The organism is Ralstonia sp. RL (assembly GCF_001683835.1).
In the GTDB taxonomy this organism is placed as follows: Bacteria; Pseudomonadota; Gammaproteobacteria; order Burkholderiales; family Burkholderiaceae; genus Ralstonia; species Ralstonia mannitolilytica.
Genome location: NZ_LWRX01000242.1, coordinates 1 through 14,424, shown reverse-complemented (window position 1 = coordinate 14,424; position 14,424 = coordinate 1). Strand labels below are relative to the sequence as shown.

Sequence of the window (14,424 nt, the reverse complement as noted above, 5' to 3'; positions counted from 1 at the left end):
TGAAAGCCTAGGGGTAAACGTGGATGATGCTCTGCCACTCAACTTGTATGATGACACGACGAATTTACGCTTGCCAAGCCGCCACCATGTTTGAACGCCTCGATGCCGCGCCTTCCCTGTCCGACCGCGTGGCCCAAGCCTTGATGGACAAGATCGACGCCGGCGAGCTGCGCCGCGGCGAACGCATGCCGTCTGAAACCGTGCTGGGCCAGGAATTCGGCGTGAGCCGCACCGTCATCCGCGAGGCCATCTCGCGCCTGCGCCACGAGGGCGTGGTCGAGGCGCGCCAGGGCAGCGGCGTGTACGTCACGCAGCAGGCGGGCTTGAAGCCGTTGCGCATCGATGCCGCGCAGGCCGGGTCGATGGACGCCGTGCTGCACATCATCGAACTGCGCCGCGCGCTGGAGGCCGAAGGTGCTGCCCTGGCCGCCCAGCGCCGCACCGACGCGCAGATGGTCGAGATCGACGCCGCACTCGATGGCATCGACGCAGCCGTCGCTGCGGGCGGTGACGGCGTGGCCGAGGATCTGCGCTTTCACCGCGCCATTGCGGCCGCCAGCGGCAACCCGTTCCTCGTGCAGGCACTGGGCTTCTTCAGCCAGTACCTGGAAGAGGCGATTGGCGTGACGCGCAGCAACGAAGCGCGCCGCGAAGACTTCGCCCGCCAGCTGCGCGACGAGCACCGCGCGATGGTCGAGGCGATCCGACACCGCGACGCGCTCGCCGCGCGCAATGCCGCGCAGACCCACATGTTCAATGCCGCACGTCGCCTGGCCGAGGGCGGGGACGCTGCGCAAGACTGATCCAGGAGTGTTTCATGACGCAAACCACGGCTGACCGGAAGGTCGGCGTCATTGGCCTGGGCGCCATGGGCCTTGGCATTGCCAAGACCCTGCGCCACAACGGTTACACCGTCGCCGCGTGCGACGTGCGCCCCGGCGCTGCCGCCGAGTTCGCCAGGGAGGGCGGCATTGCGTGCGCGACACCGGCCGAGGTGGCTGGCCACGCCGACGTGATCGTCTCGGTGGTCGTCAACGCCGCGCAGACAGAGTCGGTCCTGTTTGGCGAGAACGGCGCGGCCGCAGCCATGAAGCCGGGCAGCACCTTCGTGATGTGCTCGACCGTGGACCCGAACTGGTCGATCGCGCTGGAGGCACGCCTGGCGCAGCAGGGCATCCTGTACGTGGACGGCCCCATCTCGGGCGGCGCGGCCAAGGCGGCGTCGGGCCAGATGACGATGATGACGTCCGCCACGCCGCAGGCGTATGCCGCTGCGGGCGGCGTGCTCGACGCGATGGCCGGGAAGGTCTATCGCCTGGGTGACAAGGCCGGCGCCGGCAGCAAGGTCAAGATCATCAACCAGTTGCTGGCCGGCGTGCACATCGCCGCTGCGGCAGAAGCCATGGCCCTCGGCCTGCGCGAAGGCGTGGCGGCCGAGGCGCTGTACGAAGTCATCACCAACAGCGCCGGCAACAGCTGGATGTTCGAAAACCGCATGGCCCACGTGCTGGCCGGAGACTACACGCCGCTGTCCGCCGTCGACATCTTCGTGAAAGACCTGGGCCTCGTGCTCGACACCGCGCGTGCGACCAAGTTTCCGCTGCCGCTGGCGGCCACCGCGCACCAGATGTTCATGCAGGCATCGACGGCCGGTTATGCGAAGGAAGACGATTCGGCCGTCATCAAGATCTTCCCTGGCATCACGCTGCCGGAGGCGAAGTCGAAATGAGCACCACGACGTCCCGCCCCGCTTCCCGCCCCGTGCTGGGCTGCATCGCCGATGACTTCACCGGCGCCACCGACCTCGCCAACATGCTCGTGCGTGCGGGCATGCGTACCGTGCAGGCCATCGGGATTCCTCACGACGGGCACGCCGGCGATGAGGCCATCGGTGCGGATGCCGATGCCATCGTCGTGGCGCTGAAGTCGCGCACGATTCCGGCGGCCGATGCCGTGCAGCAGTCGCTGGCAGCGCTGCGCTGGCTGCAGACGCAAGGCTGCTCGCGCTTCTTCTTCAAGTACTGCTCGACGTTCGACTCGACCGACGACGGCAACATCGGCCCCGTGGCCGAGGCCCTGATGACGGCGCTTGGCACCGACTTCACGCTGGCCTGTCCGGCATTCCCCGAAAACGGCCGCACGATCTTCCGCGGTCACCTGTTTGTGGGCGATGTGCTGCTCAATGCGTCGGGCATGGAGCACCACCCGCTCACGCCGATGCGGGATCCGAACCTCGTGCCGGTGCTCGCGCGCCAGAGCCAGGGCAAGGTCGGCCTGCTGCGCTACGACGCGGTCATGCGCGGCGCGCAGGCTGCGCGCGACCAGGCGCAACGGCTGCGCGCCGACGGCGTGAAGCTGGCGATTGCGGATGCGATCTCCAACGACGACCTGATCGTGCTCGGCGAGGCCTTTGCCGATCTGCCGCTGCTCACGGGGGGCTCGGGTCTGGCGCTGGGCCTGCCGGCGCAATATCGCCGCGCGGGGCTCATCACCGAGCATGGCAACGCTGCGCAATTGCCCGCCGTGGCGGAATCGGCCATCGTGCTCTCGGGCAGCTGCTCGCGCGCGACGAACGCGCAGGTGGCGCACTGGCGTGTGTCGCGCCCGGCGTTCCAGATTGATCCGCTGGCGCTGGCCGAAGGGCAGCCGGTGGTGGTGGATGCGCTCGATTTCGTGCAACGCCATGCCGGCCAGCCGGTCCTGATCTACGCCACGAGCGCGCCGGAGCAGGTGGCGCAGGTGCAGAAGGCGCTTGGCGTGGAGCGCGCCGGCAAGCTCGTCGAAGAGGCGCTTGGGCGCATCGCGCGCACCGTCCATGCCGACGGCGTTCGCCGTTTCGTGATCGCCGGCGGCGAGACTTCGGGCGCGGTCGTGCAGGCGCTCGACGTGCGGGCGCTGCGCATCGGCCCGCAGATCGATCCGGGCGTGCCCTGGACGGCGACCATCGGCGATGACCCGGTCGCGCTGGCGCTCAAGTCGGGCAACTTCGGTTCGGTCGATTTCTTCGAGAAGGCGCTCGTGCAGTTCGCACGGGCCACCGAGGAGGTCGCAGCGTGAGCGCCGCGGAGAACGCCTTGCGCGAAGAGATCGCGCGCGTGGGCCAGAGCCTGTACGCGCGCGGTTACACGGTCGGCACCGCGGGCAACATCAGTGCACGCCTGCCCGACGGCTGGCTGATCACGCCGACCGATGCGTGCCTCGGCACGCTCGACCCCGCGCGCATCGCCAAGGTCAGCACGGCCGGCGAATGGATGAGCGGCGACAAGCCATCGAAGACGCTCGCGCTGCATCGCGGCATCTATGACCGCAATGCCGACGCGCATGCCGTCGTGCATACGCATTCGACGCATCTGGTGGCGCTCACGCTGGCCGGCGTCTGGCGCCCGAGCGACGTCCTGCCGCCCATCACGCCGTACTACGTGATGAAGGTCGGCCATGTGCCGCTCATCCCATACCAACGTCCCGGGCACCCGGATGTGGCCGCGCAGATTGCGGCGCTGGCCAACGACGTGCGCGCGGTGCTGCTCGATCGGCTCGGCCCCGTGGTATGGCACAGCTCGGCATCGAACGCCGCCTACGCGCTGGAAGAACTGGAAGAAACCGCCAGGCTTTGGCTGATGACGGAGCCCAAGCCCGCGCCGCTGTCCGATGCGCAGATCGACGAACTGCGCCAGACGTTCGGGGCCCTCTGGTAACCCCACCACGGCCCCATATAAAACCTAGATTGGAGACCACATGAACACCACCGCCACGGCGGCCGGGTCTGCGCACCCCGCGTCGCACGCCGTTTCAAAGGAAGACAGCGTGTACGCACGCGTGTCGCGCCGCATCGTCCCGCTCATCATGCTGTGCTACGTGGTCGCCTATCTCGACCGCGTGAACGTCGGCTTCGCCAAGCTGCAGATGTCGCAGGCGCTGAATTTTTCAGAGACGGTATATGGGCTGGGTGCCGGCATCTTCTTCATCGGCTACTTTCTCTTCGAGGTGCCGAGCAACCTGCTGCTGCACAGGATCGGCGCGCGCGTGTGGATTGCGCGGATCATGATCACGTGGGGCCTCATCTCGGGTGCATTCGCGTTCGTGCAGACGCCCACGCAGTTCTACGTGATGCGCTTCCTGCTGGGCCTGGCCGAGGCGGGCTTCTACCCCGGCATCATCCTGTACCTCACGTACTGGTACCCGTCGCACCGGCGCGCACGCATCGTGGCGATGTTCATGGCGGCGATCCCGATCTCGGGCATCTTCGGCAACCCGCTCTCGGGCTGGATCATGAGCGCGTTCCACGGGACAGGCGCGGGCGGCGGCTGGCAGGGCTGGCAGTGGATGTTCGTGATCGAGGCCATTCCGGCCGTGCTGGTCGGCCTGCTCGTGCTGTGGAAGTTTGACGACAGCATCCGCAAGGCCAGGTGGCTGAGCGAGGAAGACAAGCAGATCCTCGAAGCCAACATCGCTGCCGACAACCATGGCAAGGTGGTGCACCCCGGCATCGGCAAGGTGTTCTCCGACCCGCGCGTGTGGGGCATGAGCCTGATCTACTTCGCCTTCGTGATGGGCCAGTACGGGCTCACGTTCTGGATGCCGTCGCTGGTGAAGAACGCCGGCGTGAAGGACACCTTCATGGTCGGCGTGCTGTCCGCCATCCCGTACGTGTGCGCCGCGATTGCCATGGTGCTCATCGGCCGCAGCGCGGATGCACGCCGCGAGCGCCGCTGGCACCTCGTCGTGCCGGCGATGATGGGCGTGGTCGGCTTTGCGGTGGTGGCCACGGCGGGCAACAACGTGGCGCTGTCGATCGTCTTCCTGTCGCTGGCTGCGGCGGGCGTGCTGACGTGCGCGCCGCTGTTCTGGTCGCTGCCGACCGCCTTCCTGCAGGGCACGGCCGCCGCCGCCGGCATCGCGGCCATCAATTCGGTGGGCAACCTTGCCGGCTTCGTGAGCCCCTATATGATTGGGGCGCTCAAGGACATGACCGGCAGCACCGCAGCGGGCATGTACGCGCTGGCGGGTGTGCTGGTGCTCGGCTGCATCGCCGTGCTGTGCACGCCGGCCAGGTTGGTCAACAAGTAACTCGCTTCCAGGATTTCCCATGCCCCGCTTTGCCGCCAACCTCTCCATGATGTATCAGGAGCACGCGTTCCTCGACCGCTTTGCCGCCGCGGCAAAGGACGGCTTCGAGGGCGTGGAGTTTCTCTTCCCCTACGACTTCGACAAGGCCGAGATCCGCGCCCGCCTTGATGACGCGGGCCTCAGGCAGGCGCTGTTCAACGCCCCGCCGGGCGACTGGGCGGCCGGCGAGCGCGGCATCGCGTCACTGCCCGGACGCGAAGAGGAATTCCGGCGCGGCATTGCGACGGCGCTGGAATATGCGCAGGTGCTCGGCAACACGCGCGTGCATGTGATGGCCGGCCTGCTGCCTGCCGATGCCGACCGCGCACGTCATCACGCGACCTACGTCAGCAACGTCGCCCATGCCGCGCGCGAGGCGGCGGGGGCGGGTATCACCATCGTGCTGGAACCCATCAACACGCGCGACATGCCGGGCTTCTTCCTCACGCACCAGGCGCAGGCGCACGCCGTCTGCAAGGAGGTCGGCGCACCGAATGTGAAGGTGCAGTTCGACCTGTACCACGCGCAGATCATGGAGGGCGATCTGTCGGTCAAGCTCAAGCAGTACGTGGGCGCGGGCGCTGTCGGCCACGTGCAGATTGCAGGCGTGCCCGATCGCCATGAGCCGGACGAGGGCGAACTCAACTATCCGCACCTGTTTGCATTGATGGATGCGCTGGGCTATGACGGCTGGGTCGGCTGTGAATACCGTCCGCGCGCTGGCACCACCGAGGGGCTCGGGTGGCTCAAGCGTTGGCGCGAGAGCCAGCGCTGATGTGCGTTGCGCTGAAGCGAAACGGCCGGCACTGCGTGGGCAGTCCGGCCGTTTTTTCGTTGGGGCTTCGTCGTCAGGCCGACATTCGCACCGCTGCAGGGCGGATCGGGGCCCGCGCGAACGGGCTTTCGACCACCGGGCCGGCCTTGCGCGTCGCGGCCTCGAGCTGCATGCCGATCGTGTCGGCTGCGTGTGCAGCGCTCGCGCCGCCGGCACCCACCACGAGGCGATAGCCACCGCCGCGCACCGTCTGGATCAGGCCGTCGCAGGCCGTGCCCGCCAGCGCGACGCGCAGCTTGCGGACGTGCACGTCAACCGTGCGCTCGCCCACGAACACGTGGTTGCCCCATACGCGATCCAGCAGTTGCGTGCGCGAATGCACGCGCTGCGGATGCGCTACCAGGAAGTGCAGCAGGCGGAATTCCAGCGGGCTGAGCGGGATGGCGCGCGGGCCGGTGTCGGTCTGCGCGGTCACGCCGAGCGTGAGCGGATCCAGACGCAGGCCGTTGACCTGCAGGACGTCGTCGCCGTGTTGTTGCGGTGCGCGGCGGCGTACGACCGCGCGGATGCGGGCATGCAACTCACCGGTATCGCACGGCTTGACGACGTAGTCGTCGGCGCCGGCATCGAGCGCGGCGATCTTGGCGCGCGCATCGCCATGGCGTGACAGCACGATGACCGGCAGCCCGCGCGTCTGCGTGTTCGCGCGCAACGCCAGCAGCATGTCGATCGATTCGCGCTCCGGCCACGTCCACTCCATCAGCAGCAACTCCGGCGCCGTCTGCTGGATGGCCCCCTGAGCCTGTGCGGGGTGGCTGACCCGCACAACCTCGTGTCCACCGTCGCGCAGGGAAAACGACAAACGGTCCCCCTCTGCCTGGTCCTGTTCGACCAGCATGATCTGAATACCCACGTGTATTACCTCCCGTCTAACCAGCCGACACATTCCGGCGAGCGGCCTTGCGGCCGCGCTCTGCTGTCTGCGGTGCGCGTTGTTATGAGTGCCATGCGGGCCTTGCGCCTGTGCTCGCATGTCGTTCTTGCGGACGCTGTTGCCGAATCGTCGTGCTGCGTTCCCGTCGACGATCGCCAGCGGAGCCTCCTGGGTGGTTCCAGGGTGGTCATGGGCAAGGTGTGCAAACCTTCGGCGGCCCGCCTTCGCCCGTCAGACGTGCAATCGTTTGCACTGTCTGTGGCCGTTTGCGTGCAACCTGGACCGGCGCCCCCCCGAGCGCCGGGAGGATGGGAACCCCACCCTCGTTTGGCAATTAGGCTTGTCCGCCTTTCCCGTTTCCTCGTTGTCATGAATCGCCTATCGGGCTCAGCGAGAAGCGATTCTGTTTTGCCGGATTATAAGAATCCCGTCGGCATTCGTCACGCGGGAATTCTAAAATTCGGAAATTCGTTCCGGCACGCCGCCGCGCAGCGGAATGGTTGACATCGGTTCTTCACAAAGCTATGCCAGGCAACGATCTTGGCGGTGCGTGATCCGGTTCCCGCATAAACACGCGCCTATTATGCTGAGCCTGGCATAATGCTCGGTCTCATGTGCCGGGCGGTATTTTTTACAATCCGCTTCTGTTTTGAGAAAAATCAATTGACCCGTTTTGCGGTGAGGGGTAATTCAGGCGATTTAAATCTTTTGGATTACTGCCCGTTGTTCGGGCAATGATGGTCGCCCGAGCCCAAAAATAAAAAGCCCGCGCGAGGCGGGCTTCTTCATGCCGATGAGGCTGGATCAGCCTTCGAGGCGGTCCTCCAGGCGGCTCTTGGCGGCGGGCAGGGCCTGGGGCAGTCCGTGCGCCAGTTGTGCAAACAGCTCCTCGTGCAGCGCCAGCTCCTCCTTCCAGGCCGCGGCGTCCAGCGAGATCACCTTCGCGAACTGCTCGGCCGTGAAGTCCAAACCGTCCCAGCGTAGCTCTTCGTAACGCGGCGACACGCCGAAAACGTGCTCCTCGCCCTGCACCTGACCCTCGATGCGGTCGATCATCCACTTCAGCACGCGCATGTTCTCGCCGAAGCCCGGCCACACGAACTTGCCGTTTTCGTCCTTGCGGAACCAGTTCACGCAGAAGATCTTCGGCAGCGTGGCGCCGCTCTGCGCGAGCTGTTCGCCGAGCTTGAGCCAGTGCGCAAAGTAGTCGGCCATGTTGTAGCCGCAGAACGGCAGCATGGCGAACGGGTCGCGGCGCACCACGCCCTGCTGGCCGGCAGCCGCCGCGGTGGTTTCCGATCCCATCGTCGCGGCCATGTACACGCCTTCGGTCCAGTCGCGCGCTTCGGTCACGAGCGGCACGGTGGTCGAACGGCGGCCGCCGAAGATGAACGCATCAATAGGTACGCCGGCCGGGTTGTCCCATTCCGGATCGATCGACGGGCACTGCGCGGCCGGTGCCGTGAAGCGCGCGTTCGGGTGCGCGGCTTTGCGGCCGGTCTCCTTGGCGATCTCGGGCGTCCAGTCCTGGCCCTGCCAGTCGATCAGGTGCGCGGGCGGCGTGTCGGTCATGCCTTCCCACCAGACGTCGCCGTCGTCCGTCAGCGCGACGTTGGTGAAGATGACGTTTTCCTTGAGCGTGGCCATCGCGTTGAAGTTGGTCTTCTCGCTCGTGCCGGGGGCCACGCCAAAGTAGCCGGCTTCCGGGTTGATGGCGTACAGGCGCGTCTGGCCGTCCGCGTCCTTGCGGGGCTTGATCCAGGCAATGTCGTCGCCGATGGTCGTGACCTTCCAGCCGTTGAAGCCGGCCGGCGGAATCAGCATCGCAAAGTTGGTCTTGCCGCAGGCCGACGGGAAGGCGGCGGCGACGTGGTACGTCCTGCCCTCGGGCGAGGTCACGCCCAGGATCAGCATGTGCTCGGCCAGCCAGCCCTGGTCGCGGCCCATCGTGGAAGCAATGCGCAGCGCGAAGCACTTCTTGCCGAGCAGCGCGTTGCCGCCGTAGCCCGAGCCGAACGACCAGATTTCGCGCGATTCAGGGAAGTGCACGATGTACTTGGTCGGGTTGCACGGCCACGGCACATCCTTCTCGCCGGCCGCGAGCGGCTTGCCGACGGTGTGCACGCACGGCACGAACTCGCCGTCGGTGCCCAGCACGTCGTACACGGCGCGGCCCATGCGCGTCATGATGCGCATGTTGACCGCCACGTACGGGCTGTCCGACAGTTCCACGCCAATGTGCGCGATCGGCGAGCCAAGCGGGCCCATCGAGAACGGCACCACATACAGCGTGCGGCCGCGCATGCAGCCGTCAAACAGGCCGTTGAGCGTCTGGCGCATCTCGGCCGGGGCGATCCAGTTGTTGGTGGGGCCGGCGTCTTCCTTCTTCTCCGAGCAGATGAAGGTGCGGTCTTCCACGCGCGCCACATCCGACGGATCCGACAGGGCCAGGTACGAGTTCTTGCGCTTGGCCGGGTTGAGCCGCTTCATCGTGCCCGCGGCGACCATCTCCGCGCACAGGCGGTCGTATTCCTCCTGCGAACCGTCGCACCACACGATGCGCTCGGGCTGGGTGAGCGCGGCAATTTCGCTCACCCACGCGATCAGGCGCGGGTGTTTGACGTAATCGGGCACGTTCAGTGCGGGAACGCCCTGCATCACGGGTTGATTCATGACCAAAACTCCAATGGAAGTGAAAAAGAAATCGGCGGCAGGTCAGCACGGAGGCCGCGCCCAGCGGCGGGGGGAAAGCGATCGACGGCGCCTCGTGAACAGGCCGGATCAGCGGTTTCCAGGGGGGAGCGGCGACGCAGGCGGAGGGAGGATGTCCGTGCTGATTTCACATTCAGTTACAAAGCGGTGCGCGGCCGGAATACGGGTTTTTCCGGGCAGCGGGGGCCGCGTGCGCTAAAGTGGCGGGACATTAAGAATAAGGACTCGTCACCAGCGTGGCTGCGCAATTTGCGTGCCCGCGGCGGGCATTTCCGAACGTCGCCACGGATTGTCGTGCGACGGGGGATGGGAAGAATACCACCGCGAGGGATCGCTGTTTTTTGCTGCGCACCATTGTCCGAAGTGAGATGTCGATGAAGATTGCCGTACTGGACGACTACCAAGACGCCGTTCGCAAGCTGGATTGCTTCAGCCTGCTGCAAGACCACGAAGTCAAAGTGTTCAACAACACCGTCAAGGGTGTGGGCCAGCTGGCCGCACGCGTGGCGGATGTCGAAGCCATCGTGCTGATCCGGGAGCGCACGCGCGTCACGCGCCAGCTGCTCGATCGCCTGCCCAAGCTCAAGATCATCAGCCAGACCGGCCGCGTGTCGCGCGATGCGGGCGGCCATATCGATCTGGACGCCTGCACCGACAAGGGCGTCGTCGTGCTGGAGGGCAAGGGCTCGCCGGTGGCGCCGGCCGAGCTGACGTGGGCGCTGGTCATGGCCGCGCAGCGCCGCATTCCGCAGTACGTGGCGAGCCTGAAGCATGGCGCGTGGCAGCAGTCGGGGCTGAAATCCACGACGATGCCGCCCAACTTCGGCATCGGCCGCGTGCTCAAGGGCCAGACGCTCGGCATTTTCGGCTACGGCAAGATCGGCCAGCTCGTGGCCGGCTATGGCCGCGCATTCGGAATGAAGGTGCTGGTGTGGGGCCGCGAGGGCTCGCAGGAGCGCGCGCGTGCCGATGGCTTTGACGTGGCCGAATCGAAGGAAGCGCTGTTCGAGCGGTCCGACGTGCTGTCCGTGCACCTGCGCCTGAACGACGAGACGCGCGGCATCGTCACGGTGGCCGACCTCACGCGGATGAAGCCGACCGCCCTCTTCGTCAACACGAGCCGCGCCGAGCTGGTGGAGGAAAACGGCCTGGTGACGTCGCTGAACCGAGGCCGCCCCGGCATGGCAGCCATCGACGTCTTCGAGACGGAGCCCATCCTCCAGGGCCACACGCTGCTGCGCATGGAGAACTGCATCTGCACGCCGCACATCGGCTACGTGGAGCGCGACAGCTACGAGATGTACTTCCGCGTCGCCTTCCAGAACATCCTCGATGTGCTGCAGGGCAATGTCGACAGCGTGGTCAACCCAACGGCGCTGGCGCCTGCGCTGATTCGCGCGTAACGCCAGCCTCGGCCGGTCAGGCCGCGGCGCGCAGCGGCGGCTGGATGGCGCCCGCGCCCTCAAAGCGGAAGCTGTCCATCGCCAGCGAGCCGTACGTCACCGTATCGACGACATGCCGTGCCTGCACGCCGCCGGGCGTGGCCTGCCCCGGCTGGCCCATGGCGGCGCCCAGTGCCACGTAGAACGGCATCAGGTGCTCGTCGGTCGGGTGGGCGTGCGCCGCGTGCGGAGCCTGCGCGCGGTAGTCGCACAGGGTAGCGAAGTCGCCCGTGCGCAGCCCTTCGGTCATCGCTTCGAGCATCCATTCGCGGAACGCCACGACCCATGGCTCGACGGCCATGCCGTGCTGGGCCGTGCCGGGACCGCGCATCAGCGCACGCAGGTTGTGCGTGAAACTGCCCGACCCGACGATCAGCACACCCTCGTCGCGCAACGGCGCAAGGGTGCGCCCCATCGCCATCTGGCAGGCCGGCGACAGGCCCGGCATCAGCGACACCTGCACCACCGGGATCTGCGCCTCGGGCAGCATCAGCATCAGCGGAATCCATGCGCCGTGGTCGAGCGGCTGGCGCGGGTCGAGCACCGTGGAGGCCTGTTCTTCGAGCCCGGGGACGATATTGCCGTCGATCAGCGCACGGATGCGCTCGGCCACGTCGGGCGCGCCGGCGGGCGCATATTCGAGGGCATACAGCTGCGGCGGGAAGCCGCCAAAGTCGTGCCACGCCTCCTGCTGCGCGCGGGCCGTGACCGCCGGACGGCGCGTCATCCAGTGCGGCGAAATCACCGCGATGGCACGGGGCGCGAGCGCCGCCATGTCCTGCCCGAGTGTCGCCAGCGCCTTGCCGACCGGGCCCGGATCGACCGCCAGCATGGGCGACCCATGAGAAAGGTAGAGCACGGGAAGCATGTCAAATTTCCTGAAAGATAGGCTTGCCATTCTGCGCCCGTGTCGAGCCCGCAGCATGCACGGTTTTGCAGAGAGCCATCAGGAAAATTGAACGAGTGTGCGACCCCCGGGGCTCCATCACCCCGCCACCAGCGCCTCGGCGACGCTCGGGTGCAATCCGACGGTCGTGCGCAGGTGCTTGAGCCGCACGCCCATGCGCACCGCCACGGCCAGGGTCTGGATGAGGTCGGGCGCCGCGTTGTCGACGATGTGCGCACCGAGCACGCGTCCGCTGCGCGCGTTGCAGACGAGTTTGATCAGCGATTCCCGGCCCGTGCCGGCAAAGCGCTGCTCCAGCGGCACAAAGCGGCGCACCACCACGTCGATGCGGTCGGCTGTGGTGCGCTTGTCGGTCTCGGGCCAGCGCGCGCGGGCTTCGGCTTCGGTCAGGCCCACGCTGGCGATGGCCGGATCACAGAACACGGCCATCGGCACCATGCTCATGTCGGGCAACTTGACGCCCTTGCCAAAGAGCCGCTCGGCCACGTAGCGGCCTTGCGCCGCCGCCACCGGCGCCAGCTGCAGCGGGCTGCCGCTGCAGAGGTCGCCCACCGCATGCACGCCGCGTGCGCGCGTGCGGAAGTGGCGGTCCACCGCAATGCGCGCACGCGCATCCAGCGTGACGCCTGCGGCTTCCACGCCCAGGCCGGCCGTATTCGGGGCGCGGCCGACGGCACTGAGCACGTGCTGGGCGCGCAGTAGGCGCGAGACCCCGTTGCCTGCCGGGTTCACGTGGACGACCACGCCCTCGCCGTTGACGGCGTCGCGTTCGATGCGGGCGATGTCGGCGCCCGCGATCAGCTCGACGCCGCTCGCAGCGAGTGCGCGGGCTGCGGCGTCAGACAATGCGTCGTCGAAGTCGGGCAGCACGCGCGCATCGCGCGCCAGCAATGTCACGCGCACGCCAAAGCCCGCCAGCGTGGACGCGAGCTCCACGGCAATGGCGCTGCCGCCGACCACGATCAGTGACGCGGGCAGCGCGTCCCACCCGAGTACGTCGTCGGAGGTGCACGCCAGCTCGGCACCGGGCGCGGACAGCGGCATGGGATGGGCGCCGGCGGCCAGCACGATCTGCCGCGCGCGCAGCGTGGTCTTGCCTGCGTCGGTCTGCACGCGCACGATGCCTCGGCCGCGCAATGACGCCATGCCGCGCATCCATTGGACGCCGGCATCGGCGAGCTCGGCGAGGTGGGCATCGCGCTGTCGTGCGACTTCGCCGCGGGCCCGTGCGATGGTGTCTGCCCAGGCGTGGGCGGCGGGGTTCGCGCCGGAGCACCGTGCCATCGCCGCGCCATATCGGAGCAGCATCTTGGGAATGCAGCCCCGATTGCCGGAGGTGCCGCCCGCGTGCGCGCGGTCGATGAGCAACGTGCGCGCACCGAGTTGTGCAGATCGATGCGCCGCAGCCAGCCCCGCCGGGCCGGCGCCGATCACGATCAGGTCAAACGCATGTGCGGGGTTGGCGGGCATGGCAGGTCCGTCCAGGAGGCAACGGCCGGGCGGCCCGGATGGCACGCCGGCGGGCGCGCCGGCGCTGCGCAGCGGCTATGCCGCGACGGCTGTGGCGAACCCGCGAGGAAGTTCGCGCAGGAACGTTTCGCCGTCATGACGGCCGAGCGCGTAGGCGTCGCGCATGGCCTCGGGGCGGGTGTAGTCCCAACTGGAGATCGGCACCTTGCGCGAGGGCTGCACGTAGAAGCGGCGCTGCACGCCGCCGGCCACGGGCACATCCATGCGGAAATACGTGGGCCGCGGGTACAGGCGCGTGACCAGCACCAGCGCATCGCCGGGCGAGGGGTCGAGCGCGTGCACCGGCACGTTGTCGACCATGCCGCCGTCCAGCACCGGCCGCCCCGCGCGTCGCAGCACTGGCGTGAACGGCGGCGTGGAGGCGGACTGCAGCAGCAGGTCGGCCAGCTCTTCGGGCGTGGCGCAATCCTGTGCGCGCACGATCTCCGCCGTGAAGCCGAGGCGCTTGCCGAGCGTCGGGTGCAGCGTCTTGCGGACGTGCTTTTCGATGTTGTACGCGATCAGCCCAGCCGCCACCGCCGTGCGCGCACCCATCCAGCGCGGAATGTGCGCGACGCCGATGCGGATTTCGGGTGCCTGCGCAAGCCGCCCCAAGCGGCCCTCACCGAACACCGTCAGCAGGGCCGCGCGGTACATGCCGTAATGCGGGAACACCCGTTCGCCGCGCAGCAGGTTGCCCCAGTGGGCGTTGCGGGTGTTGTGGCGCAGCGCCTCGCCGTAGTAGTCCATCAGCTCGGCGGAATTCCACGCATGCAGCATGCACGCCGTCGATGCGCCCGCCGAGATGCCGGCAATCACACGCGGCGCCAGGCCGAGCTCCGGTTGCACGACATCCCACCAGCCGGCCTGCCACCAGCACCGGTTGCCGCCGCCGGCAAACACCATCTGGTCGAACGCGGGCGCGCTCATGCCGAGGCCTCGGCCCGACTGGCAGCCGGTTGCGACCGGCGAAGCGCGGGCGAGTATTTCAGGGTGTCGATGCACGCATCGAGCAGGCGCTCGCGCTTGCTGGCGAGGC

General features: G+C 67.6%; 12 protein-coding genes. 7 read left to right on the top strand and 5 right to left on the bottom strand.

From position 1 onward, the window contains the following. The first annotated feature begins 86 nt into the window (after window positions 1–86). From A6M56_RS21365 to otnI, 6 genes are read left to right on the top strand one after another with little or no spacing between them, the layout of a single operon-like run. Complete coding sequence (locus A6M56_RS21365) at window positions 87–803, top strand: FadR/GntR family transcriptional regulator (RefSeq protein WP_102080605.1); 717 nt, start codon at window positions 87–89, stop codon at window positions 801–803. 14 nt (window positions 804–817) lie between these two features. Beyond that, window positions 818–1,729: an L-threonate dehydrogenase gene (gene ltnD / locus A6M56_RS21360; RefSeq protein ID WP_102080606.1), complete on the top strand. Its 912-nt coding sequence runs from the start codon at window positions 818–820 to the stop codon at window positions 1,727–1,729. Further along, window positions 1,726–3,057 (top strand): 3-oxo-tetronate kinase, encoded by a 1,332-nt coding sequence (gene otnK / locus A6M56_RS21355; RefSeq protein WP_102080607.1) that lies wholly within the window; start codon window positions 1,726–1,728, stop codon window positions 3,055–3,057. Before ltnD ends, otnK begins: the two co-directional genes overlap by 4 nt. Next, window positions 3,054–3,695 (top strand): 3-oxo-tetronate 4-phosphate decarboxylase, encoded by a 642-nt coding sequence (otnC, locus tag A6M56_RS21350; protein WP_286758410.1) that lies wholly within the window; start codon window positions 3,054–3,056, stop codon window positions 3,693–3,695. Before otnK ends, otnC begins: the two co-directional genes overlap by 4 nt. Window positions 3,696–3,735: 40 nt before the next feature. Next, window positions 3,736–5,067 (top strand): MFS transporter, encoded by a 1,332-nt coding sequence (locus A6M56_RS21345; RefSeq protein ID WP_102080608.1) that lies wholly within the window; start codon window positions 3,736–3,738, stop codon window positions 5,065–5,067. 19 nt (window positions 5,068–5,086) lie between these two features. Continuing rightward, complete coding sequence (gene otnI, locus A6M56_RS21340; protein ID WP_045785468.1) at window positions 5,087–5,881, top strand: 2-oxo-tetronate isomerase; 795 nt, start codon at window positions 5,087–5,089, stop codon at window positions 5,879–5,881. 73 nt (window positions 5,882–5,954) lie between these two features. Here otnI and A6M56_RS21335 read toward each other — a convergent pair whose 3' ends face one another. Continuing rightward, window positions 5,955–6,794: a winged helix-turn-helix domain-containing protein gene (locus A6M56_RS21335; protein ID WP_045785469.1), complete on the bottom strand. Its 840-nt coding sequence runs from the start codon at window positions 6,792–6,794 to the stop codon at window positions 5,955–5,957. A gap of 825 nt (window positions 6,795–7,619) precedes the next feature. Beyond that, window positions 7,620–9,488 carry a phosphoenolpyruvate carboxykinase (GTP) gene (locus A6M56_RS21330; protein ID WP_102080609.1) on the bottom strand — a complete coding sequence of 623 codons (1,869 nt, stop codon included), beginning with the start codon at window positions 9,486–9,488 and terminating at the stop codon, window positions 7,620–7,622. 413 nt (window positions 9,489–9,901) lie between these two features. Between A6M56_RS21330 and A6M56_RS21325 the strand changes: the two genes are divergently transcribed. After that, window positions 9,902–10,930: a D-2-hydroxyacid dehydrogenase family protein gene (locus tag A6M56_RS21325; RefSeq protein WP_045785471.1), complete on the top strand. Its 1,029-nt coding sequence runs from the start codon at window positions 9,902–9,904 to the stop codon at window positions 10,928–10,930. A 16-nt stretch (window positions 10,931–10,946) separates the two neighbouring features. Here A6M56_RS21325 and A6M56_RS21320 read toward each other — a convergent pair whose 3' ends face one another. The 3 genes from A6M56_RS21320 to A6M56_RS21310 form a co-directional block, all read right to left on the bottom strand. Next, window positions 10,947–11,837, bottom strand: a complete 891-nt coding sequence (locus A6M56_RS21320) for a DODA-type extradiol aromatic ring-opening family dioxygenase (RefSeq protein WP_045785472.1) — start codon at window positions 11,835–11,837, stop codon at window positions 10,947–10,949. Window positions 11,838–11,954: 117 nt separating this feature from the next. Next, window positions 11,955–13,346 carry a dihydrolipoyl dehydrogenase family protein gene (locus tag A6M56_RS21315; RefSeq protein ID WP_102080610.1) on the bottom strand — a complete coding sequence of 464 codons (1,392 nt, stop codon included), beginning with the start codon at window positions 13,344–13,346 and terminating at the stop codon, window positions 11,955–11,957. A 75-nt stretch (window positions 13,347–13,421) separates the two neighbouring features. Next, window positions 13,422–14,315, bottom strand: a complete 894-nt coding sequence (locus A6M56_RS21310) for a patatin-like phospholipase family protein (protein ID WP_045785474.1) — start codon at window positions 14,313–14,315, stop codon at window positions 13,422–13,424. Between the last annotated feature and the right edge of the window lie 109 nt (window positions 14,316–14,424).

Coding starts and splice junctions, on each gene's coding strand:
- A6M56_RS21325 (WP_045785471.1), top strand. CDS start 9,902: ATGAAGATTGCCGTACTGGACGACTACCAAGACGCCGTTCGCAAGCTG.
- A6M56_RS21315 (WP_102080610.1), bottom strand. CDS start 13,346: ATGCCCGCCAACCCCGCACATGCGTTTGACCTGATCGTGATCGGCGCC.
- A6M56_RS21345 (WP_102080608.1), top strand. CDS start 3,736: ATGAACACCACCGCCACGGCGGCCGGGTCTGCGCACCCCGCGTCGCAC.
- A6M56_RS21365 (WP_102080605.1), top strand. CDS start 87: ATGTTTGAACGCCTCGATGCCGCGCCTTCCCTGTCCGACCGCGTGGCC.
- A6M56_RS21310 (WP_045785474.1), bottom strand. CDS start 14,315: ATGAGCGCGCCCGCGTTCGACCAGATGGTGTTTGCCGGCGGCGGCAAC.
- A6M56_RS21330 (WP_102080609.1), bottom strand. CDS start 9,488: ATGAATCAACCCGTGATGCAGGGCGTTCCCGCACTGAACGTGCCCGAT.
- otnK (WP_102080607.1), top strand. CDS start 1,726: ATGAGCACCACGACGTCCCGCCCCGCTTCCCGCCCCGTGCTGGGCTGC.
- ltnD (WP_102080606.1), top strand. CDS start 818: ATGACGCAAACCACGGCTGACCGGAAGGTCGGCGTCATTGGCCTGGGC.
- A6M56_RS21320 (WP_045785472.1), bottom strand. CDS start 11,837: ATGCTTCCCGTGCTCTACCTTTCTCATGGGTCGCCCATGCTGGCGGTC.
- otnI (WP_045785468.1), top strand. CDS start 5,087: ATGCCCCGCTTTGCCGCCAACCTCTCCATGATGTATCAGGAGCACGCG.